We start from the raw sequence: 20758 nt of genomic DNA on the forward strand, positions 1-20758 counted from the left end.
AACGGAAAACCGAGCGCGACCGCAGCCGTCGGGTTGCGGACGAGGTCATATCGCTGCCGGTCTTCATCCGGCCGCGGAAGCGGAGGACACAAAGCGCGGACTTGAGGGGGCAAACGCCAGTACCTAAAAGCCGATATGTCACAAAGTAGATCCTTCATAGGCACAGGAAAGCACGAATTTCAACCCAGTCGGTCTCTCATTGGCGCGAACGCACCAAAAATGGAGCCGAACGAACTGCAAAGTTTTCAACAGCCCTCCCCAACTGGCCAAAAGCTTACCGAGAACTGGACGAAGCCCTGTCGAAAACCCCCTTTTTTCTCATGCGGAAGCTTTGCGCGGCAAGTGAGTAGACTTTTTGGGACATCCCGAGCAGACCGATGATCCCACTTCTCAAAACCACAGGTAGATAGCTTGTTACAAAACTGTCTGGTCGCCAAAGTGCCAAAAGTCTACTCACTTAGGTTACAGAGTGCCCCATTAGCTGCGATTCCAGGGTATTAAGCACCTCCGGACTTAGGTCGTCATACTGGACAAGAATTTGAGTTGAGTTTTCAGGGACAGATGCGCCATCGGCGCACCAATAACAGTTACTGATATCGATAAAAGGGATGCTCGAGCGCATGAGGGCCTGCGCAAAAGAGCTTCCGCCCGTTCCCCGCTCCGCAACCACGGTGCAGTAAAGGCCTGCGTCTGCATGCTCGATCGAAACCTCTCCTGCTGGAAACGCATTCCGTACAAGCGCCACCAGGCCATCACGCGCCTCACGAGCACGAACGCGCACGCGGTTCACATGTCGCTCGTAATCACCCGATTCCAGCAAACGAGCCAAAGCGACCTGGTCGACAGAGCTCACCGACGAGGCGTAGAAACCAAGGTTGCACCTAAACCGCTTCATCAGTTCATCGGGCAACACCATGTACGCTAGACGCAACGCCGATGAAAGGCTCTTCGAAAACGTGTTGGTGTAGATGACCGATTGAGCGGCATCGATCGAAGCAAGCGCGGGAATCGGCTTGCCGGCTAGACGAAACTCGCAATCAAAGTCATCTTCGATGAGATATCGACCTGGTCGCTCGGCGGCCCAGCTCAGCAGCGCATAGCGACGCGCAATGCTCGTCACAAGGCCGGTCGGATACTGATGGGACGGCATCAGGTGAAGGACATCGGTCCCCGTTTTCAGCAGAGCGCTCAAGTCTACGCCCTCATCATCCAACGGGATATGTCGAACTTTGCAACCCATAGCCTGATAGATGCGCGTTAGGCGCAAATAGCCCGGGTCCTCAACGGCATACACCTTGTCGGCGCCAAGCAACTGAACCAACATGGTATCGAGCAGCTGGGCGCCTGCGCCGATAACAACGTTGTTGGGGTCGACATTCATACCCCTTGTCCCGCGCAGATGGTGGGCAATTGCGCGTCGTAGCCGAGTGGTGCCCTGTGCCGGCGCGGTCGAAAAGATTTCGCGCTCGTCTTCGGATGCCAGCGTCGCCCGCAGCGCGCTTTGCCAAAGCCGCGCCGCCTCCAAAGCAGAAGGAGAAAGTCCATCGAATCGCTCGACCTGTCCGTTGAAATCATGCGCGCCGGAACCCGCAGAGACGGCATCCCGGTCGATGCCCTCTGCAGCCGAAGCCAAAACCGGTGCATCAGGAAGCTCGCAAGCGTAGTAGCCACGACGCGGCATTGAGCAAATATAGCCCTCGGCAAGTAACTGGCTATATGCATTCTCGATGGTAATGACACTGATTCCCAGATGATTGGCAAAGGCGCGCTTAGACGGAAGATGCTCCCCCGCCGCAATGCGTCCAGCAACGATATCATCTCGAATTTGCTGGTAAATATACTCATAGAGCGATGCGTCACCGCGTTTTTCCAAATTGTAGTCAAGCATGAGTTTATCACCTGACCTTATTGAGTCATTCAATCTGGTATTAGTCTGGCCTTATTATTATCTCGAAAACTGAGTATTTCGCCATACCCAGCTCCCCGATAGGATGTTCCGTCAAGCAATGCACATGCCAACCAAGGGAGCAACCATGGCAGAACAGACCAACAAGGCCGATCGCGTCAAACTCAATCGCGAGCTCGCGCAGATGCTCAAGGGAGGCGTCATCATGGACGTCACCACGCCCGAGCAGGCACGCATCGCCGAAGAGGCGGGCGCCTGCGCCGTCATGGCACTCGAGCGCATCCCGGCCGACATCCGTGCCGCAGGCGGCGTCTCACGCATGAGCGACCCCAAGATGATCAAGGGTATCCAAGAGGCCGTCTCCATCCCCGTTATGGCCAAGTGCCGCATCGGCCACATTGTCGAGGCGCAGGTCCTGCAGGCCATCGAGATCGATTACATCGACGAGTCCGAGGTTCTCACCCCTGCCGACGACGTCTATCACATCGACAAGACCCAGTTTGACGTGCCGTTTGTCTGCGGCGCCCGCGATCTGGGCGAGGCGCTGCGCCGTGTTGCCGAGGGCGCCACGATGATTCGCACCAAGGGTGAGCCGGGTACGGGCGATGTCGTCCAGGCCGTGCGTCACATGCGCAAGATCCAAAAGCAGATCCGCGACGTTGTTGCCCTGCGCGACGACGAGCTCTTTGAGGCAGCCAAGCAACTGCAGGTTCCGGTCGAGCTGGTCCGCGAGGTCCATGCCACGGGCAAGCTTCCCGTCGTGAACTTTGCCGCCGGCGGCGTAGCGACTCCCGCCGACGCCGCGCTGATGATGCAGCTGGGCGCCGAAGGCGTCTTTGTGGGCTCGGGCATCTTTAAGAGCGGCAACCCGGCCAAGCGCGCCGCCGCCATCGTCAAGGCCGTGGCAAACTTCACCGATGCCAAACTCATCGCCGAGCTTTCGGAGGACCTGGGCGAGGCCATGGTGGGCATCAACGCCGACGAGATCGAGATTATCATGGAGGAGCGCGGGCGCTAGTCCGGCAGAAAGGATCGCCCATGAGCGATTATGCAGACCAAACGGTCGCCGTGCTGGCGGTCCAAGGCGCTTTTGCCGAGCACGAAGCAAGACTATCGGAGCTGGGCGCACACTGTATTGAGCTGAGGCAGGCGGCCGATTTGCAGCAGAACTTTGACCGTCTGGTACTTCCCGGCGGCGAGTCCACCGTTCAGGGCAAGCTACTTGCCGAACTCGATATGCTCGAGGATCTTCGTACCCGCATTGTTGAAGGCATGCCTGTACTGGGAACTTGTGCCGGTCTGATTCTGTTGGCGCGCGACCTTGCCGTCCACGATGACAAGGGAACACCGCGCTTGGCGACCATGGATATACTCGTTGAGCGCAATGCCTATGGCAGGCAGCTCGGCAGTTTTCGCACCAAGGGGCAGGTAGGCGGTATCGACGGTGAAGTGCCGTTAACGTTTATCCGTGCACCCCGCATCGTCGAGGTGCACGGCAATGCCAAGGCCTTAGCGAAAGTCAACGGACGAATCATCGCCGCGCGCCAGGGCAACCAGCTCGGCGTAACCTTCCACCCCGAGCTCGACGACGACACCCGCCTCCACGAGCTCTTCCTCCAAATGTAGGCAGAAAACAAACGAACGTGGATTTTCGGACGCATAGCAAATGAGAGTGGAAATCTCGCACTTTGAGCTTGGATGCAGGCTCAAACCGGGAGATTATCCACTCTCATACTATGTAGTCGTTGGGGACGTCCCCAACGACTACATTGCGATAGACGGCCACGTTTGCCCAGATAATACCGACCAAAATAAACCTGTCCCTTTTTGGCAGGTTTGGATCAAGGCAACGCCGATGTTTTGGCAACGACAGCGAAAACCCGTACACGCGAGCAGGGTGCCTTGAAACGAGGCGGCATTGACCTTCTGGTCATGCCGCCGAAGTTGAAAGGCAGATTGCCGCTCTGGCGGGCTTGCAGCGTCGGCCCGTTACGGCGTTTGGTAAAACGCCGTAACTAAAAACGGTTGCCGCGGAAGCCACCGCCGTTGCGGCCGCCACGGTCGCCGCCACGGTTGCCGCCGAAGCCGCCACGGTTGCCACCGCGGTCGCCATAGCCACCACGGTTGCCGCCAAAGCCGCCGCGACCGCCACGATCGCCGCCACGGTCACCAAAGCCGCCACGGCCAACGCGGCCACCACGGTCGCCGCCACGGCCACCGCGGTCGCCAAAGCCGCCGCGACCGCCACGGTCGCCGCCACGGCCACCGCGGTCGTCACGGCCGCCGCGAGGACCGCGATCCTCGTCCAGACCCATGGCGACGAGCGGAGCGATAACCTTATCGAGCGCGGCCATCAGCTCGGTGGCCTCCTCGTAAGAAAGCTCGGGCAGGAGCTTCTCCTTCTTGTTGGCAAGCTCGACCAGGCCCTCAGCGGCATCCTCGGCAGCGAAGACGACGATCTTGCGCATATCGCCCTCGGCGTTGTCGATGCGGCCGACCAGATCGGCAGCCTCGGCCTCGGCCATCAGGCCATCGAGCTCACGAAGGCGCATGCCCAGCAGATCGGACATTTCCTTCTGCTCCATCTTGGGCTTGAGGTCAAGGAGCTTGATGGCGCGCTCGATGTTCGCCATACGCTCGGCCTTGGCCTCCTCCTCCTTGGAAATAGCAAAGCGACGGCTACGCAGCAGGCGGGCGGCCTTCTGCATCTTGTCCATCAGCTCTTCGTCATCGTAATCAACGGCGGCCTCGACAACCTCGGCCTCCTCCTCGGCGGAAACCTCGTCAGCAGCCTCAACCTCGGTAGCTTCGGCCTCCACGGTCTCGACTGCCTCTACCTCGGCAGCCATGGTCTCGTTCTCGGTCTCGTTCATGATCTCTTCGTTCTCGGACATGAGACTCCTTCTTGGCCCTCTCGGGCATCATCGCCCCATTCGCGGGGCCCGTCGCGCACTCTTTGCGCTTTAAACATTCATGCCTCTCGGCAAAACGTCCATTAGTTTATGGTGTCGCCATCCAATCTAGCTGCAGAATCTATGTGCACACATTAATGCGACATGTCGCGGTATCATGGCCTGAACCAAACGTGTCCACCTTAAGGAGCCCGCCATGATTAAGCCCATCATGAAATCCGAGTTCTTTTTGCGCCTGCCTTCCGAAGACGCAGGGCCCGACGATGCCGTGATCGGGCAGGACCTCCTGGATACGCTCCACGAGCATGAGCACGAGTGCGTGGGGCTCGCCGCCAACATGATCGGCGTGCGCAAACGCATCATCTGCGTAAAGGACGGCAACAGGACGCTCCTGATGTACAACCCTCAAATTCTTGAGCAGGTCAATGCCTATCAGACCAGCGAAGGATGCCTCTCGCTGATCGGCGAGCGTCCCTGTACCCGCTATCGTCGCATTAAGGTGGAGTATTTGGACGAGAACTTCGTCCACCGCATCAAAAACTTCTCGGGCTACACCGCCGAGATCATCCAGCACGAAATCGACCACTGCAACGGCGTCGTTATATAGTTCCGCGAGTCAGGGAAAAAGATCTGTTTTCCTCCGTCCCCTTTGGATCATGGTAACGACGCAGGCCGAGCACACGACAGCGAGCGAGCCGCATTTGCGCCAAGGTGACGTGAAATGAGAGGGCGCTGACCTTCTGGTCGCGCCCTCGAAATTGAACGTCAGATTGGCGTGAATGCGGCTCGTGTAGCGTCAAGCGGTCCGCCGTTCGGTAGAACGGCGGAACCAATTAGGACTGGCGGTAGTGATCAAAGAAATCGGCGAGGTCTTCGAGCGACTCTTTGAGCACTTCCATGCGCGGCAGGTACACGATGCGGAAGTGATCGGGCTCAGCCCAGTTGAAGCCGCCGCCACGCGTGATGAGGATCTTCTTCTCGTGCAGCAGGTCGAGGGCAAACTGCTCGTCATCGGTGATGTTGAACTTTTTAACATCCATCTTGGGGAAGATATAAAACGCCGCACGCGGCTTGACCACCGAGATGCCGTCGATCTTGCTGAGCGCCTCATACACAAAGTTGCGCTGCTCGTAGACACGACCGCCGGGGCGGATGTAGTCGTTGACCGACTGATGGCCGCCAAGCGCCGTCTGGACGATCGACTGGGCCGGCACGTTGGAGCACAGGCGCATGTTGGAGAGCATGTTGATGCCCATGATGAAGTCGCTCATGCAGCGCTGGTTGCCCGAAAGCACCATCCAGCCAATGCGATAGCCCGCGATCATATGCGACTTGGACAGGCCGCTAAACGTAATGCAGGGCAGGTCGGGGGCGAGCGATGCAATGGAGACGTGCTCGTAGCCGTCCATGCACAGGCGGTCATAGATCTCGTCGGCAAAAATCATGAGCTGGTGCCTGCGCGCGATCTCAACGATGCCCTCGAGCACCTCGCGCGGATAGACAGAGCCCGTGGGGTTGTTGGGGTTGATGATGACGAGGGCCTTGGTCGCGCTCGTGATCTTGGACTCCATATCCTGCAGATCGGGATACCAATCGGCCTGCTCATCACACAGATAGTGCACGGGATGTCCACCGGCAAGAGTTGCGCACGCCGTCCACAGCGGATAATCGGGGCTGGGAATCAGAATCTCGTCGCCATTGTCGAGCAGCGCGTTCATCGAAAGCTGAATGAGCTCGGACACGCCGTTGCCCGTGTAGATATGTTCCATCTGAACATTGGGCAGGCCCTTGATCTGCGAATACTGCATGATCGCCTTGCGCGCAGAGAACAGACCGCGCGAGTTGGAATAGCCTTCGCAGTCGGGCAGCTGCTGGCGCATGTCCTTAATGACCTCATCGGGCGTGCGGAAACCAAAGGGCGCCGGATTACCGATGTTGAGCTTGAGGATGCACTCGCCTTCGTCCTCCATACGGGCTGCCTCGTCGACAACGGGGCCGCGCACGTCATACAGAACGTTCTCGAGTTTGGTGGATTTAGAAAAAGTACGCATGGTGGTGCTCCTTGCAATTTGATCTGAGGGATGGGGTTCGGGCTTGGAAACGTTGTGGGTCGATGATGTCTCGCCTTGATCGGCGTCACCGGCGAGCAGCCAGGTAACATCGACCTCCAAAATGCGGGCGAGTAGCTCTGCCACATCGCGCCGCGGAATCGTCTTGCCGCTCACATATTGGCTCATCTGACTCTTGCCGAGTTTTTTGCCGAGCATCTCCGATGCGCGGATTACGTCCGACTGGCGAACGTCGCGATCGGACATAGCCTGTCGCAGGCGATCGCTAAACGTCTCTTGGGTCACAGGAACCTCCTTGCTGGCAAAGTTCAATTTATAGAACACGAATTGAACTAAGGTTCAATTTAGCAAGCAGTATAGCGCCGTGCTATTTCTAAAAGTTCAATTTCAAAAATAACATGACCCAAACCTCAAGATTTACCCCAAGGCGGTAACGACGTGCGCCCATTTAGAGGTATTCGAGAAAACGGGCGGCGGCAAGCGAAATATCGGCCGTTCGATATATGGCGTTGATCTGCCGATGGGGATGCCCTTCGAGCGGACGCACGGCAACATCGAACTGACAGCGGCGCATGATGAGCGCGGGAAGAATGCTCACACCCAGGCCGTCCTCGACCATAGCCATAATCGCATAGTCATCCCAGGTCGACAGTTTTGAGTGCACTGCCAGTCCCGCCCGACGAAACAGCGGCGTAATCTCGTCATCGGTGCCGCGTTCTAGCAGAATAAACTGCTCGTTGGCCAAGTCGGCAAGAGAGACGACCTCCGCCGTGGCAAACAACGAGCCTGACGGCACTACCGCCATTAACTCGTCACGCACCAAAGGCAGCGATGTCATGCCGTTTTCTCGGGGCTCACGAGGGATAAAGCCCAGATCGCAGCGACCCTCTGCCACCCATTGTTCAATCTCTGAATAGTCGCCCATCAGCAACTCGTAATCGACGTCTGGATGATCAGCACGAAAACGCGCAATCACCGGCGGCAGCACGTGGGTCGCCACGCTCGAAAACGTACCGATGCAGATTTTGCCGCGCATGAGCCCGCGCATCTCATCCACCCGTCGCTGCAAGCGAACGAATTCCTCGCAGAGCGCCTCGACAGCCGGCATGACCTGCCGCCCGTCGGCAGAAAGAGCAACACCTTCACGACTGCGGTCGAGTACCTTAAAGCCCCAATCGGCCTCAAGATCGGCCACCATGCGGCTCACGCCCGATTGCGAGTAGCTCAGGCGCTCGGCAGCACGCGTAAAGCTTCCAGCGCGCACGGTCTCCAGCAGCACCTGCATCTTTTGAATATTCGTTTCCACGACATGCCTCCACCCTTGCATGAGTTTTTGTCATGTTTTCCATGCATTATATTCGCTTTTCTTCTAAAGCCAGTTCACCCATAGTGAGCATGCACAGATATAGAGGGGACGGCAGCGCATGAACAACGGATTGATTACGTATTTAGCAGCATTGTTGTTGTTTGGCTCCAACGGCATCATCGCTGCGGCCATCGCACTCCCGAGCTCCGATATCGTGCTGCTACGCACTTTTCTGGGAGCCCTTTCGCTTGTCACCATCCTCGCCATTACCCAACGCCATAATCTGCAGGCGCCTTCTCGCCCCCGCGAAGCCGCAGCCCTCCTCCTCTCGGGAGCCGCGCTGGGCGCCAGCTGGATTTTTCTGTTCCGCGCTTATCAGACGATCGGCGTCGGCGTTTCTTCGCTGCTGTACTACTGCGGCCCCATCATCGTCATGGCCCTCTCACCGTTTATTTTTGGCGAAAAACTAACCGGTGGCAAAATCGCCGGGTTTATCGCAGTCGCCTGCGGCGCTTTTCTCATTGCAGCGCAAGGTCTAGGCGGCAATATGCCCATTGCGGGCATCGTCTGCGGAATCGCCTCGGCCTTCTGTTATGCATTGATGGTCATCGCCAGCAAGGGCGCGCCGCACATCGAAGGCCTCGAGAACTCCGCGCTCCAGGTGAGTGCCGCCTTTGTGACCGCGCTGGTCCTTACACTCGTCACCCAAGGCACCCCCTCATTCCTGTCCGCCAGCATCGCCGCAACCATCGATTGGCGCGCCGTCGCTATGCTCGGCGTCGTCAACACCGGCATCGGTTGTCTGCTCTACTTTAGCGCCGTCGCCAAACTGCCCGTGCAGACCGTCGCTGTCGTCGGCTACCTCGAGCCGCTTTCGGCCGTCGTGTTCTCGTCCGCCCTTTTGGGCGAAGTCATAACACCGGTCCGCCTGATGGGCGCCGTGCTTATCATCGGCGGCGCGATCTTTTGCGAACTCGCCGGTAAACGCTCAGGCGCCAAGACCGGTATCGCTCAGGCAGCACGCGTCTAAAAGTTCCCTCTTCAGTTTCAAAGCAGGAGCGCGTCCGCAGTTATTACATTGCAGCAAAGCCATACAGCGGATGCGCCCCTGTTTTGAAATGCTACCTGCGTACATAAATAATCCCCAGATGGAGATTATTGTCTAAAATTACCCGATGTGCCAAACAGCTCTTGTATGTTTAAAGACGACATAAAAGTTATCTGTCCAAGACAGATAACCGGATGTCCAAGGGAGTCCACGTGGCGCACGCCAAACTGGAGGCAAACCTCCAAGACCAGCACGGTCAAGTACGTGGTAATCGCCATGAAGGCCGACAACCACAACGAGGGCGGCATCTTCGCCCTGTTTAGCCTGGTGCGCAAAGTAGCGCCGTGGCTGATTCTACCTGCCATGATCGGCGGCGCGGCGCTGCTCGCCAATAACTCCAGCTCGAAGTTCAGATCGAGGAAGCCGAGGAAATGGATGTCGATATCTTCTCGGACGACCTTGTCAACAGCAACGAAGCCGGTAGGGACATGAACTTCGACCCCACCGAGCTGCTCGGGAGCGTCGCCGATACGCCCGAACAGCAACAGCCCGACGGCCTCGAGAGCGAACAACTCAACGACGCCAACTTCTAACGACGTCGCGCGTCGACGACAGCGGCCCTGCGCCTCACAGGAGGCGCAGGGCCGCTTTGCATTGGAGTAAGGCCGCCGGCTACGAACGACGCGGCTCGGGAACCACGAGCCTATCGGGGCTCGCGCCCTCGGCATCCATCAGGCTCACGTAGCGAATCGACGGATCCTCATACGTTGAGTAATAGTAATTGCCCGTGCGCGCGCTAAAGCATCCGGTGTAGATAGTCTTCTCGAACTTGCCGTCACCCATCTTGGACGCACCCTCGATCATCGCCACCCCCTCGAGCGAGCGGAACATGCGAATGACGTTCTCCGCCTCGCTTTCTTTTTGCGGGTAATTGGCATTGAGGTATGCCGCCTTTACAAAACGGCTCGGCGAATAGCAGTCACCCGGAATACCGCGCATGCCGGCACCCGCGCCATAGGGCTTGAGCTCGGCGCCACGCCATGTCGCCGTCTGAGGAAAATCGCTTGTAGCGGTGATATAGGTGCGCAGGTTTTCCATGTGCCACGGGAAGGTCGGCTGATTGGCAAGGGTGTCGACCGGATCGTCGTATACATGCAGACCGTCAGCCATCATCTCGACCACGATGCTGCGCCGGCTGTCGCCGATAATCCAATGGAGCAGCGACACACCCAGCCCCTCTCCGGCAGATTTGGCAACAATCACCGTGTCGCGCAGCGCAGCCTCGACCTCGTCGACCGTCGAGAACGTCGCTGCCACCCACAGGGGAAACTCATAGGCTGCGATATTGGTCTTGCCATCAACCGGGTCCTCGGCATACTCGGCATAACCGGGAAAGTTGAGCCCTGCCACAGCCAGACCCGCATCGTTACCACAGTCGAAAAACATAGGATAGTTCTTGTAATCGATGCACATGCCAATTACCGCGTGTGCCGCCGACGCATCGTCGATAAACGAATACGGGATATGGAACCCGCGGGGCATCACGCGAACCTGTTGGCCGTAGCTAAAGCTCCAGTCGAGGTTGCGACCCAGATACATGTTGCCGGAATTATCGGTAAATCGAATGCTCGTGCACATGGCGCCTCCTAGCCATACGTCCTTGTTAAGCTCATTGTTACCAAACAAATAGGCGCTAAACACAAAGGTCCGGACATGACAATAACGTCACGTCCGGACCACACAAGCAAGATAAACTCAACCAAGTCAACCTCGCAGGTCGTCTAAGGGGTCAAAATACCGCAGATTGTCACGAAAGAGGAGCGAAGCGTACTTAAGGTACGCGAGCGACGCTTGAGCGGCAAGGTGCGGGCTTTGGTCCCCTTAGACCAACTTTCCAAGACAGTGATCAATCATATGCTGGATCATTTGTGCCTCAAAGCCCGTGTAGTCGCGGCGGCACTCCTTCATCTTGCCGTCGACGATCTGGTCAAAGGCAACCTTGCACTTGATATAGCGCGTGGACTTGGTGATTTCGTCGTGCGTCAGGCAGCTCTCCTCCATCTTGCTGGCGCCCAGGCCAAACACCAGACGGGGGTTGTAGAGCACGTGGGGCTCGCCGGCGTCGTCCAGATAGACGCAGACCTTCTTGGTGACGCCAATCTGGTTGGCGGCAAGGCAGCCGGCGTCCTCGAGCGACTTGATGGTGTCGATCAGGTCCTGTGCGACCGACTCGTCCTCGACAGTCGCAACCTCGCAACGCTGGGACAGGATGGCCTCGTCGCGGCAAAGCTCTTTAATCATACGTTCCTCCAAAGAGTTCAATGTAACTGCTTAAGTATACGGTACCTACACATTTTCATGCGAAAAATACCGTCCGCCTGTTACAAAGCGCCGAACTTCAACATGCGAGAAGCATCGACCTTCCAAAGGCGATATAGTAGGTAAGTTCGTGTCAATCGGCCTAAACTCGGGGCCGAACAAGGAAAGGGTATGCATGGACGAACTTTTTCACGTCAGCGAGCGCAAGTCCACAATCGGGACCGAACTTCGCGCTGGACTGACAACATTCCTGGCGATGGCCTACATCATCGCCGTCAACCCTGCGGTGCTCTCGGGCGCTGGCATCGATGCGGGAGCGCTCGCCTGCGCCACCTGTCTGGGCGCCGGCATCATGACCATCTGCATGGGCATCTTCGCCAACCGCCCGCTCGCCTGTGCGTCGGGCTTAGGCGTCAACGCGATGATCGCTGGAATCACCACCACCGTCTGCGGCGGTGACTGGCACGTGGCCATGAGCGTCATCTTCCTTGAGGGCGTCGTCATCTTGCTGCTCGTGCTTTGTGGCCTGCGCGAGGCCATCATGGATGCCATCCCGGTTGTCCTGCGCCACGCCATCTCGGTGGGTCTGGGCCTGTTTATCGCCATAATCGGCCTGTGCGACGCCGGCATCATCACCGCTGGCGCCGGTACGCTCGTCGGCCTGGGCGACATCACCTCCCCCACCTTTATCGTCGGCATCATCTCCATCGTCGTGACGGTTGCCCTTGCTTCCCGCAACGTGCCGGGCTCGCTGCTCATCGGCATCATCGTCGCCGTTATCGCCGGTATCCCCCTAGGTGTGACCCATGCTCCGACCGGTATCATCGCCCCGCTCGACTTCTCGAGCATCGGTGGCCCCATCGCCGACGCCGGCGGCGTGCTCGCCATCGTCAAGGTCCTTACCGACCCCACGCTCCTCGTCATCTCGTTCTCGCTGCTCATGAGTGACTTCTTCGACACCATGGGCACCGCGATGGCCGTGGCCAAGCAGGGCGAGTTCCTCACCGACGACGGCAACGTCGAGAATATCAAGGAGATCCTGATCGTCGACTCCGCCGCCGCTGCTGTGGGCGGTTTTATGGGCGTCTCCTCCATCACCACCTTCGTCGAGTCCACCTCTGGCGCTGCCGACGGTGGCCGCACGGGCCTCACCTCCGTCACCACCGGCGTGCTGTTCATTCTCGCCGCGTTCTTCTCCCCCATCGTCACCATCGTTTCCAGCGCCGCCACCTGCGGTGCTCTGGTCTACGTCGGCTACCTCATGATGAGCGAGGCCTCCGAGATCGACTGGTCCGACGTGTCGCAGGGTTTCCCAGCGTTCATGATTGTCGCCGGCGTGCCCTTCACCTACTCCATCTCTGCCGGCATCGGTCTGGGCTTTATCGCCTACGTGGTCGTCGCGCTCTTTAAGGGCGAGGCCTCCAAGGTCAAGCCGCTCATGTGGATCGCAGCACTCGCCTTCCTCGTCTACTTCTTTGTAGCGTAAGGGCAAAGCTGCCAAAGCAAAACCTCAAGGCGCAGAGTCGTATCAAGCGGCTCTGCGCCTTTCTTTTAGCGACGGTCCCTACGCCGACGTGCGACAATCGTATTTGTAGATGTCGAAATGCAGAGAGAAGCTTGTCATGGAAGCGCGTCAAAAGCAGATAACCATTCATTCAAAGCATGTCGAAAGCGCGCCCGTCATTTACCTTCCCGCGGTCATGGGTGACGGCACCGAGGTCTATAGCCGTTGTCTTGAGCTTGATTGCCCGCCATTCACCCTGGTCGCCATTGGCGAGCTCAATTGGAATCGCGAGCTGAGCCCTTGGGAATGCGACGGAACCGTGCGCGATGCCGAGCCCTTTGGTGGTCAGGCGTCCGAGTTTCTCGATGAACTGCTGAATCGGATAATCCCAGAGGTCGAGCCATCACTTCCCTGCCCGCCTACCTGGCGCGGCATTGCCGGTTACTCATTGGCGGGCCTCTTTTCGCTTTGGTCGCTCTGGCAGACCGATGCCTTTAACCGTGCCGCAAGCGCATCGGGGTCCCTATGGTTTCCCGGATTTGTCGATTACGCACACGGGCACACGATGCCAGCCGCGCCCAACGCCGTCTATCTATCACTCGGCAAAAAGGAGACCAAGACGCCCAACCGCATGATGCGGCACGTACTCGACGACACGCGCGCAATGGAAAAACTACTCGGCGACCGAGGCATCCCCGCGACCTTCGAGCTCAACCCCGGTAACCACTTTGCCCAAACCGGTCTGCGCATGGCCCGCGGCATACACTGGATACTGACGCATTAAAAATGGCGCCCACGCGTACGCACGGGCGCCATTTTTTTGATTTAGCTGAACACAACTACTACTCGACAGTCTCCTCGAGTTCGGAAACGGCGAACTCAAAGTCGTTGCCAGGCAGAATCGCGTTGAGCACGATGCCCACCAGCGAGCCCACGGCAAGGCCCGAAAGCGAAATCGTCACGCCGAACAGCTTCAGCACGATGCCACCGGCGGCGCTGTAGGCAATGCCGAGTGAGAGCACGAGCACCAGAGCCGCCACCAGCACATTGCGGTTGTTCTGGAAATCGACCTGGTTCTCGATGAGGTTACGGACGCCCACGGCGCTGATCATGCCATAGAGCACGAGCGACACGCCGCCGATAACGCATGCCGGCATGGCGGCGATCACGGCAGCGAACTTGGGGCAGAACGAAAGCACGATGGCGCAGCACGCGGCAATGCGAATCACGCGCGGGTCAAACACACGCGTCAGGGCGAGCACGCCGGTGTTCTCGCCATACGTGGTGTTGGCCGGAGCGCCAAAGAGCGAAGCCAGAATCGTGGCGAGACCATCACCGAGCAGCGTGCGATGCAGGCCGGGATCGGCGATGTAGTTGCGCTCGCAGGTGGAACCAATAGCGGATATATCGCCGATATGCTCGATCATGGTTGCAAAGGCCAGCGGCATGATGGTGATGATGGCCGTCGTGGCAAGGCCGCTATCGAACTGCGGCCCAAAGAGTGCAAACACCGTGTTGTCCCACACGACGGGCAAGCCAAGCCAGGGAGCGGCTGCGACGCCGGAGAAATCGACCTCGCCCAGCGCAGCTGCAACGGCATAGCTCACCACGACGCCCAGTAAAATCGGCACGATCTTGACCATGCCGCGACCCCAAATATTGCAGATGACGATTACGGCGACGGCAACCACGGCAACGAGCCAGTTAGTCTGGCAGTTGGCAATAGCGGAACTCGCCAGGATCAGACCGACCGAAATGACGATGGGGCCAGTCACCACCGGCGGGAAGAAGCGCATGACGCGCTTGGCACCAAACGCGCGGAAGAGCGCCGCAAGCACCGGGTAGAGCAAACCGGCGCAGGCAACGCCCAGGCAAGCGTAGGGCAAGAGCTCGGCCTCGCCGTTGGGCGCGATTGCGGCATAGCCGGCAATAAAGGCAAACGATGAGCCCAAAAATGCGGGGACCTTACCGCGTGACAGGAAGTGGAATAGCAGCGTGCCCAAGCCGGCAAACAAAAGCGTTGCCGATACCGAAAGGCCGGTGAGCACGGGCACCAGCACCGTGGCACCAAACATGGCAAACAGGTGCTGCAGACCGAGCAGGAGCATGCGCGGGCGGCCGAGCGACGAAGCGTCGTAGATGGCATCGGTGACGGCGGGCGTCGAGGACTGGGACATGGATGTCCTTTCGAATGGAAGGGCGCTCGGGCATAGCGGATAACCTGCCCGAACGATACGGTCCGAACCATTGTACGCGATACACCATGTCTCGCACGCGCCGTCACTTGCAAACGGTACCGCTATTTCCAAACACGTTCGGCAATACGCTTGACCAGCGCGATCTTTGCCCACTGCTCGCCTTCGGTCAGCTTGTTGCCAATCTCGCAGCTGGCAAAGCCACACTGCGGAGACAGATACAGATTCTCAAGCGGCACGTACTTTGCCGCCTCATGAATACGCTCGACGGTCGCGTCCTCGTCCTCGAGCTCGGCTGCCTTGGTGGTCACCAGGCCCAACACGACCTTCTTACCGGGCGCAACGTACTTGAGCGGCTCAAAGCCACCGGCGCGCGGAGTGTCGAACTCCAGATAGAACGCGTCAACGTCCTCATGCGCAAACAGGTACGGGGCGATGGGATCATAGCCTCCCTCAAAGGCATAAGTAGAGTGGTAGTTGCCACGGCATACATGCGTATTGATCACCAAGTCGTCAGGCTTGCCTGCGATGGCAGCATTGTTGAGCGCCACGCCCAGCTCGCTCACCTTTTGCAGATCAACCGGGCTCATGCCGGTCTTGGACACAAAGTCAGTATCGCAATAGATGCCCCAGGTGCAGTCATCAAATTGGATGTTGCGGCAACCCGCGGCATACAGATCGGCAATCACGGTGCGGTATGCTGCGGCGATGGCATCGGCGAGCTCTTCGTCGGTCTTGTAGACGGCGCGCAGGCTCTCCTGCTGGCCATCGCAGCGGTCGAGCGTGACTTCGGAGAACGTCTGGATCGGCGCCGGAATGGTTTGCCGCGCGACCTGACCCTTGCCCTCGAGCGCCTTGACAAACTTGAAGTGCTCGACGAACGGATGGTTCTCGCCGCTAATAGGTCCGGTCACCACGGCGGTGTCGGCGGTAGTCTCCTCATCGTGGAACATATAGCCCGTACGCGAAGTGCGGCGCTCGATGCCGTTGAGACCCCACATAAAATCGAGGTGCCAGTAGCTGCGGCGGAACTCGCCGTCGGTGATGACCTGCAGGCCGGCGGCCTTTTGCTTTGCCACCAAATCGCGAATGGCCTCGTCCTCGACCGCCTTAAGTCCCTCGGCATCAAGCGCGCCTGCCGCATAGGCAGCGCGGGCGTCCTTTACGGCCTGCGGACGAAGAAAACTGCCGACGATATCGGCGCGAAACGGCGCTTTGAGCTGGGTGGAATTGCTCATAGGAATCTCCTTTTGCATGGAATGCTTTGGCGAGAAAGAGTATGAGCGCACTCCTGGTTATCGTAAAATATGCGTTTATATATGTTTGCCATATAGTTTTCCTATAGCCATTTCGACAGCCCAAGACAGCAACATCAAACGCTACCGGTTAGATATGCCTCCGGATGGCCTCGACATAAGCCTGTCCATAGCGCGTGAGCGTCGTATTCTTGCGCGTGATAATGCCGATCTCCATGTATTCATCCACATCGAGCGGAATCGAGATAATACCGGGGCCATTAAGCTCGTGGCTAATCACGCCCGAACACACCGTGTAGCCGTTGAGACCCATGGCTAGGTTGAACAAGGTCGCACGGTCGCGCACGCGGATATTCTTGCGGCGCTCAAACGTCGAGGTCAGTTCCTCGGAATAGTAAAACGAGTTGTAGCTGCCTTGCTCGTAGGATAGGAACGGATAGTCTTCCAAGTCCTCGAGCGTCACGCTGGCGTGGTCCGCCAGTGGATGGTCGGCGCATACAAAGACGTGCGGCGTGGCGCAGAAGAGTCCTTCGAATACGAGCTCGTTGGCCGCCAGCATGCGCTCGATAACCTCGCGGTTATGTTCGGATAAGTACAGAATGCCCAGTTCACTCTTCATGTGCGCGACATCTTCGATGATCTCGTGAGTCTGTTCCTCGCGCAGGGTAAAGTCGTAGCGCGCGGCATCGAACTCACGGATCACGTCGACAAACGCATTGACGGCAAAGGAATAATGCTGACAGCTCACACTAAAGTGCGGCACTTGCTCGGATGCCCCCTTGTACTTGCCCTCGAGCAGGTCGGCCTGATCGAGTACCTGGCGCGCGTAGCCCAAGAATGTCTCGCCTTCCTCGGACACAATGACGCCCTTGTTGGTGCGCTCAAAGATGTGCACACCCATCTCGTTTTCGAGATCGCGAATCGACGCGGTAATCGAAGGCTGCGACACAAAGAGCCGGCGCGAGGCCTCGGTGATGCTGCCGCATTCGGCAACTTTAACCACATACCTGAGCTGCTGAAGCTTCATGACTTTCTCCCTAGACGTTCGTGACGCCATGACCCGTCGCGTCCATCTGGCGCATAAACGACGGCATCGCCCCCGTCGCGGCGCAGGCGGCAATCTGGTGCAGAGCCCCGGCAACCGCATCGTCTGCCGCAGCGCCGATATGCCAACGCGCGGCAGCCGTGACGGCCTCATTGGCATTGGCGACTGCAACGGAGTTGGGAACGGCATTAATCATGGGCAGATCGTTATCGGAATCGCCGAACACCGCCACTTCATCGGGCGTCAGGCCCAAAGCACGCGCCAGCTCCAGCGTGGCACAGCCCTTGTCCCAACCAGCCGGCAAGATATCGAAAAGGCGCACTCGGTTGTTGGGAAACACAAGCGAGAGTTCCGGCACCTCGGCGGCAACGCGCTCGCGCAGCTCCGCGAGCCCCTCACGCGAACGGGCACTCCAGATATTCGCCTTGAACACCGGCGCGTCACCGACAACGGGACGGCACGGGGCCTCTTCGCCTTTGAGCCACGCGTTGCCGCCCGACTCCATAGCGCGACACACGCGCTCGGGGTCGCTCGTCACACAATAGGCGTCATTGTCCCAAAAGTCATCACCCAGGCTGTAGACCTTCAGATAGGTATCATCGGTCTCTTGCTCCAAGTAGTCAGCCAAGCGAATAAGGGCGGCGTTATCGGTCGCATGCGAGGCTACCACCTCGCCGTCGACAAACATGACCTGGCCGTTGCAGAACGCACCGGTCGAGAAGCACTCGGAACGATTACGAAACATCCAGCCCATCGCGGAAGGCTGACGGCCCGAAACCGGGCCAAAGTGCAGGCCCGCCGCCTGCATGGCATGAATGCCCTCGATGGCGTAGTCGCTGGCGCCGTCATGCCCGGCTGGAATCAACGTATCGTCCATATCGGTCAGCACAAGTTTGATCATAAGGCCCCCAGTCATTTTCACCGTATCCATTGTAGCGACCTGCCAATAAGGGACAGGTTTATTTTGGCAGGTTTTATCTGGGAAAATGCGACGCCCCAGTTGCCACCTACCAAAATAAACCTGTCCCTTTTTGGCAGGTGCGCTAGTATAGGGAACAACAGATTCGATGCGGGAGTGCCGGCGGTGCAAACCACAAGGCTGAGAGGGCATGGGGCCCAATCCTTTGAACCTGTCAGTTAATGCTGGCGTAGGGAGCATGCCGCCTTTACAGGGGCGCTGTCTATGCACAGCGCCCCTTTTCTATGCCAAGGAGGCATGTGCAGTGATTGATTCGAAACAGCTTAAACAAAATGTGGTTAAGGCCGTGGAGGAGATTCGCGCCACCAACCCGATGGCCGGCTCCATCACCAACACGGTGACGATCGACTTTGTCGCCAACGCGCAGCTCGCCGTAGGCGGTTCGGCCGCCATGGTCTATCTGCCCGACGAGGGCGAGGCGCTCGTTGCCGGCGGCGGCGCCATCTATCTCAACATGGGCACGCTCTTCCCCATCTACGAGCAGACGATCCCCCGTGCGGCCAAAGCGGCACACGACGCCGGCAAACCCTGGGTGCTCGATCCGGTGGGCCTGGGCATCGGTAGCCTGCGCACCCAGCTGGTAAACGAGCTCAAGCAGTACAAGCCCGCCATCGTGCGCGGCAACGCCTCCGAGATCATCGCGCTCGCCGGCCTGTGGGGTCTTGAAGGCGAGGCGGCTGACCTGAGCCGCGTGCGCGGTGTCGATACCACCGATACGGTCGACGCCGCCCGCGGCGCTGCCGTGGCACTCGCCCGCTACACCGGCGGCGCCGTAGTGGTCTCGGGCGAAGTCGACCTGATTACCGACGGCACGACCGTGGCCAAGTCCCACGGCGGCAGCCCGCTCATGTCCAAGATTACCGGCTGTGGCTGCTCGCAGGGCGGCGTCCTGGCCGTGTACGCTTGCGCCGCCGATCCGTTTACGGCAGCCATCTGCGGTACCGCTGTCTACAACGTTGCCGGCACGCGTGCCGCCGCTGTCGCTGATGCCCCGGCAAGCTTTAAGGTCGCCTTTATCGACGAACTCTACCGCGCGACCGCTCAGGATATTGCGAATAACCACCTCGAGCTCGAGGAGGCATAAGCCATGTCCGAACCCGCAACCGCTGCCGACATGAACACGCTCGTCGCCGTAGCCATCGCCCCGTGCGGCACAGGCGACGAGCTGTCCGCCGAGGTCGCCGAGGTCGTGCGCGTCATTCGCGAGAGCGGCCTTCCCAACCGCACCACCTCGATGTTCACCGAGATCGAGGGCGACTGGGACGAGGTCATGCAGGTCGTACGCGACGCAACCTTTGTGTTGGCAAGCAAGGGCATCCGCACCGAAGTCGTGCTCAAAGCCGATATTCGACCCGGTTTTACCGACACCATGACCGGCAAACTCGAGCGCATGGAAGCGCAGATCAAAAAGCAGGAGGAAGCACGATGAGCATCCGCGACAACCTTGATATCTCGGCCTATCTGGTACTCGGCCCCGAAAACACGCTGGGACGTCCCGTGGGCGATGTGGTAGCGCAGGCGCTGGATGCCGGCTTTACCTGCATCCAGGTGCGCTCCAAGGTGGCAAGTGCCCGCGAGATCATCGCGCTGACGGGCGACGCCGCGCAGGCTATCGCTCGCGCCGGCAAGACCGGCAAGGTCGCCCTGCTTATCGACGACCGTCTGGACTGCGTACTCGCCGCACGCGAACAGGGTATCGCCGTCGACGGCGTGCATGTGGGCCAGAGCGATATTCCCGTCGAGGTCTGCCGCAAGCTTCTGGGCCCCGATGCCATCGTGGGCCTTTCGGCCCGTTGCGAGGAAATGCTCGAGTACGTCAAGACCGCCGACATGAGCCTAGTCGACTACCTGGGCATCGGCCCGCTCCACGAGACCGAGACCAAGCGCGACTGTGGACGCGCGGCAGATGGCTCCATCATCACCAAGAGCTTTGAGGACCTGGCCGCGCTCCATGAGGCAAGCCCCGTTCCCATCGTGGTCGGCGGCGGCGTCAAAAAAGCCGATCTGCCGCAGCTCAAGGCCACCGGCGTCGACGGCTTCTTTGTGGTGAGCGCCGTCTGCAGCGCTGACGACCCCCACGCCGCAGCCAAGGAGCTTGTCGACACCTGGCAGCAGGCATAGGCATAGGCCGAGCAGCTGATTCGCAGCCTCATATCTTCAATAGCGGAAAGCGCATCCCAGTTTGGACCTCCGTTCTGGGATGCGTTTTCCGCATGCGA

20 protein-coding genes, 1 pseudogene and 1 riboswitch are annotated in these 20758 nt (G+C 59.0%); of the genes and pseudogenes, 11 read left to right on the forward strand and 10 right to left on the reverse strand.

The genetic code is table 11. The annotated features are described in order from the left end of the window. Positions 1–457: 457 nt before the first annotated feature. Positions 458–1888: a PLP-dependent aminotransferase family protein gene (locus tag ACQQ92_RS07075; protein WP_427796134.1), complete on the reverse strand. Its 1431-nt coding sequence runs from the start codon at positions 1886–1888 to the stop codon at positions 458–460. A gap of 145 nt (positions 1889–2033) precedes the next feature. Between ACQQ92_RS07075 and pdxS the strand changes: the two genes are divergently transcribed. Both pdxS and pdxT read left to right on the forward strand, forming a co-directional pair. Continuing rightward, entirely contained in the window at positions 2034–2924 is an 891-nt protein-coding gene (gene pdxS, locus ACQQ92_RS07080) for a pyridoxal 5'-phosphate synthase lyase subunit PdxS (RefSeq protein WP_427796135.1), read from the forward strand. Positions 2925–2944: 20 nt separating this feature from the next. Further along, positions 2945–3532, forward strand: a complete 588-nt coding sequence (pdxT, locus tag ACQQ92_RS07085) for a pyridoxal 5'-phosphate synthase glutaminase subunit PdxT (protein WP_427796136.1) — start codon at positions 2945–2947, stop codon at positions 3530–3532. Between the two features lie 389 nt (positions 3533–3921). On the opposite strand, the gene ACQQ92_RS07090 is transcribed toward pdxT, so the two are convergent. Next, positions 3922–4800 carry a hypothetical protein gene (locus tag ACQQ92_RS07090; RefSeq protein WP_427796137.1) on the reverse strand — a complete coding sequence of 293 codons (879 nt, stop codon included), beginning with the start codon at positions 4798–4800 and terminating at the stop codon, positions 3922–3924. Positions 4801–5014: 214 nt separating this feature from the next. Between ACQQ92_RS07090 and ACQQ92_RS07095 the strand changes: the two genes are divergently transcribed. Beyond that, positions 5015–5425 carry a peptide deformylase gene (locus ACQQ92_RS07095; RefSeq protein ID WP_154517072.1) on the forward strand — a complete coding sequence of 137 codons (411 nt, stop codon included), beginning with the start codon at positions 5015–5017 and terminating at the stop codon, positions 5423–5425. A 226-nt stretch (positions 5426–5651) separates the two neighbouring features. On the opposite strand, the gene ACQQ92_RS07100 is transcribed toward ACQQ92_RS07095, so the two are convergent. Then, positions 5652–7133 carry an aminotransferase class I/II-fold pyridoxal phosphate-dependent enzyme gene (locus ACQQ92_RS07100; RefSeq protein ID WP_427747912.1) on the reverse strand — a complete coding sequence of 494 codons (1482 nt, stop codon included), beginning with the start codon at positions 7131–7133 and terminating at the stop codon, positions 5652–5654. A gap of 202 nt (positions 7134–7335) precedes the next feature. Further along, the gene (locus ACQQ92_RS07105) at positions 7336–8193 is read right to left on the reverse strand and encodes a LysR family transcriptional regulator (protein ID WP_427794949.1); all 858 of its coding nucleotides are present in this window, start codon (positions 8191–8193) and stop codon (positions 7336–7338) included. Between the two features lie 118 nt (positions 8194–8311). Here ACQQ92_RS07105 and ACQQ92_RS07110 point away from each other — a divergent pair, with 118 nt between their 5' ends. The 3 genes and pseudogenes from ACQQ92_RS07110 (at position 8312) to ACQQ92_RS07120 (ending at position 9834) form a co-directional block, all read left to right on the forward strand. Continuing rightward, the gene (locus ACQQ92_RS07110; RefSeq protein WP_427796138.1) at positions 8312–9223 is read left to right on the forward strand and encodes a DMT family transporter; all 912 of its coding nucleotides are present in this window, start codon (positions 8312–8314) and stop codon (positions 9221–9223) included. 267 nt (positions 9224–9490) lie between these two features. After that, positions 9491–9634: pseudogene (locus tag ACQQ92_RS07115) on the forward strand (KUP/HAK/KT family potassium transporter); the annotation flags it as partial. Positions 9635–9672: 38 nt separating this feature from the next. Continuing rightward, entirely contained in the window at positions 9673–9834 is a 162-nt protein-coding gene (locus ACQQ92_RS07120) for a hypothetical protein (protein ID WP_427747913.1), read from the forward strand. Between the two features lie 79 nt (positions 9835–9913). Here ACQQ92_RS07120 and bsh read toward each other — a convergent pair whose 3' ends face one another. Further along, positions 9914–10879, reverse strand: coding sequence for a choloylglycine hydrolase (gene bsh, locus ACQQ92_RS07125; protein ID WP_427747885.1), 966 nt, complete (start codon positions 10877–10879; stop codon positions 9914–9916). Between the two features lie 243 nt (positions 10880–11122). Further along, the gene (locus ACQQ92_RS07130; RefSeq protein WP_154517060.1) at positions 11123–11542 is read right to left on the reverse strand and encodes a peptide deformylase; all 420 of its coding nucleotides are present in this window, start codon (positions 11540–11542) and stop codon (positions 11123–11125) included. Between the two features lie 193 nt (positions 11543–11735). Between ACQQ92_RS07130 and ACQQ92_RS07135 the strand changes: the two genes are divergently transcribed. Then, a complete protein-coding gene (locus tag ACQQ92_RS07135) occupies positions 11736–13046 on the forward strand; it encodes an NCS2 family permease (protein WP_427796139.1) in 1311 nt (436 codons plus the stop codon). A 136-nt stretch (positions 13047–13182) separates the two neighbouring features. Next, the gene (locus tag ACQQ92_RS07140) at positions 13183–13848 is read left to right on the forward strand and encodes an alpha/beta hydrolase (RefSeq protein ID WP_427794952.1); all 666 of its coding nucleotides are present in this window, start codon (positions 13183–13185) and stop codon (positions 13846–13848) included. 58 nt (positions 13849–13906) lie between these two features. Here ACQQ92_RS07140 and ACQQ92_RS07145 read toward each other — a convergent pair whose 3' ends face one another. The 4 genes from ACQQ92_RS07145 to ACQQ92_RS07160 all read right to left on the reverse strand — a co-directional run bounded on the left by ACQQ92_RS07145 (position 13907) and on the right by ACQQ92_RS07160 (position 18461). Next, a complete protein-coding gene (locus ACQQ92_RS07145; RefSeq protein ID WP_427794953.1) occupies positions 13907–15241 on the reverse strand; it encodes a uracil-xanthine permease family protein in 1335 nt (444 codons plus the stop codon). Between the two features lie 122 nt (positions 15242–15363). Continuing rightward, positions 15364–16497, reverse strand: a complete 1134-nt coding sequence (locus tag ACQQ92_RS07150) for a 5-methyltetrahydropteroyltriglutamate--homocysteine S-methyltransferase (protein WP_427796140.1) — start codon at positions 16495–16497, stop codon at positions 15364–15366. A gap of 148 nt (positions 16498–16645) precedes the next feature. After that, complete coding sequence (locus ACQQ92_RS07155) at positions 16646–17542, reverse strand: LysR family transcriptional regulator (protein WP_427796141.1); 897 nt, start codon at positions 17540–17542, stop codon at positions 16646–16648. A 10-nt stretch (positions 17543–17552) separates the two neighbouring features. Next, positions 17553–18461: an HAD-IIB family hydrolase gene (locus ACQQ92_RS07160; RefSeq protein WP_427796142.1), complete on the reverse strand. Its 909-nt coding sequence runs from the start codon at positions 18459–18461 to the stop codon at positions 17553–17555. 160 nt (positions 18462–18621) lie between these two features. After that, positions 18622–18732, forward strand: a riboswitch (TPP riboswitch). A gap of 51 nt (positions 18733–18783) precedes the next feature. Between ACQQ92_RS07160 and thiM the strand changes: the two genes are divergently transcribed. The 3 genes from thiM to ACQQ92_RS07175 are packed head-to-tail and all read left to right on the forward strand — an operon-like array spanning position 18784 to position 20660. After that, complete coding sequence (gene thiM, locus ACQQ92_RS07165; protein WP_370450622.1) at positions 18784–19623, forward strand: hydroxyethylthiazole kinase; 840 nt, start codon at positions 18784–18786, stop codon at positions 19621–19623. A gap of 3 nt (positions 19624–19626) precedes the next feature. Continuing rightward, a complete protein-coding gene (locus tag ACQQ92_RS07170) occupies positions 19627–19968 on the forward strand; it encodes a thiamine-binding protein (RefSeq protein ID WP_427719764.1) in 342 nt (113 codons plus the stop codon). Further along, positions 19965–20660 (forward strand): thiamine phosphate synthase, encoded by a 696-nt coding sequence (locus ACQQ92_RS07175; protein WP_154517036.1) that lies wholly within the window; start codon positions 19965–19967, stop codon positions 20658–20660. Before ACQQ92_RS07170 ends, ACQQ92_RS07175 begins: the two co-directional genes overlap by 4 nt. Positions 20661–20758: the final 98 nt, after the last annotated feature.

Source organism: Collinsella sp. SGI.241 (assembly GCF_050312955.1).
Taxonomy (GTDB): domain Bacteria; phylum Actinomycetota; class Coriobacteriia; order Coriobacteriales; family Coriobacteriaceae; genus Collinsella.

What these genes read in the sequence shown, in the direction of transcription:
- ACQQ92_RS07120 (WP_427747913.1), top strand. Translation starts at nt 9,673, where the DNA reads ATGGATGTCGATATCTTCTCGGACGACCTTGTCAACAGCAACGAAGCC.
- ACQQ92_RS07130 (WP_154517060.1), bottom strand. Translation starts at nt 11,542, where the DNA reads ATGATTAAAGAGCTTTGCCGCGACGAGGCCATCCTGTCCCAGCGTTGC.
- ACQQ92_RS07100 (WP_427747912.1), bottom strand. Translation starts at nt 7,133, where the DNA reads ATGTCCGATCGCGACGTTCGCCAGTCGGACGTAATCCGCGCATCGGAG.
- ACQQ92_RS07095 (WP_154517072.1), top strand. Translation starts at nt 5,015, where the DNA reads ATGATTAAGCCCATCATGAAATCCGAGTTCTTTTTGCGCCTGCCTTCC.
- ACQQ92_RS07150 (WP_427796140.1), bottom strand. Translation starts at nt 16,497, where the DNA reads ATGAGCAATTCCACCCAGCTCAAAGCGCCGTTTCGCGCCGATATCGTC.
- ACQQ92_RS07170 (WP_427719764.1), top strand. Translation starts at nt 19,627, where the DNA reads ATGTCCGAACCCGCAACCGCTGCCGACATGAACACGCTCGTCGCCGTA.
- ACQQ92_RS07090 (WP_427796137.1), bottom strand. Translation starts at nt 4,800, where the DNA reads ATGTCCGAGAACGAAGAGATCATGAACGAGACCGAGAACGAGACCATG.
- pdxT (WP_427796136.1), top strand. Translation starts at nt 2,945, where the DNA reads ATGAGCGATTATGCAGACCAAACGGTCGCCGTGCTGGCGGTCCAAGGC.
- ACQQ92_RS07160 (WP_427796142.1), bottom strand. Translation starts at nt 18,461, where the DNA reads ATGATCAAACTTGTGCTGACCGATATGGACGATACGTTGATTCCAGCC.
- ACQQ92_RS07140 (WP_427794952.1), top strand. Translation starts at nt 13,183, where the DNA reads ATGGAAGCGCGTCAAAAGCAGATAACCATTCATTCAAAGCATGTCGAA.
- ACQQ92_RS07175 (WP_154517036.1), top strand. Translation starts at nt 19,965, where the DNA reads ATGAGCATCCGCGACAACCTTGATATCTCGGCCTATCTGGTACTCGGC.
- bsh (WP_427747885.1), bottom strand. Translation starts at nt 10,879, where the DNA reads ATGTGCACGAGCATTCGATTTACCGATAATTCCGGCAACATGTATCTG.
- ACQQ92_RS07145 (WP_427794953.1), bottom strand. Translation starts at nt 15,241, where the DNA reads ATGTCCCAGTCCTCGACGCCCGCCGTCACCGATGCCATCTACGACGCT.
- ACQQ92_RS07155 (WP_427796141.1), bottom strand. Translation starts at nt 17,542, where the DNA reads ATGAAGCTTCAGCAGCTCAGGTATGTGGTTAAAGTTGCCGAATGCGGC.
- ACQQ92_RS07110 (WP_427796138.1), top strand. Translation starts at nt 8,312, where the DNA reads ATGAACAACGGATTGATTACGTATTTAGCAGCATTGTTGTTGTTTGGC.
- ACQQ92_RS07135 (WP_427796139.1), top strand. Translation starts at nt 11,736, where the DNA reads ATGGACGAACTTTTTCACGTCAGCGAGCGCAAGTCCACAATCGGGACC.
- pdxS (WP_427796135.1), top strand. Translation starts at nt 2,034, where the DNA reads ATGGCAGAACAGACCAACAAGGCCGATCGCGTCAAACTCAATCGCGAG.
- ACQQ92_RS07075 (WP_427796134.1), bottom strand. Translation starts at nt 1,888, where the DNA reads ATGCTTGACTACAATTTGGAAAAACGCGGTGACGCATCGCTCTATGAG.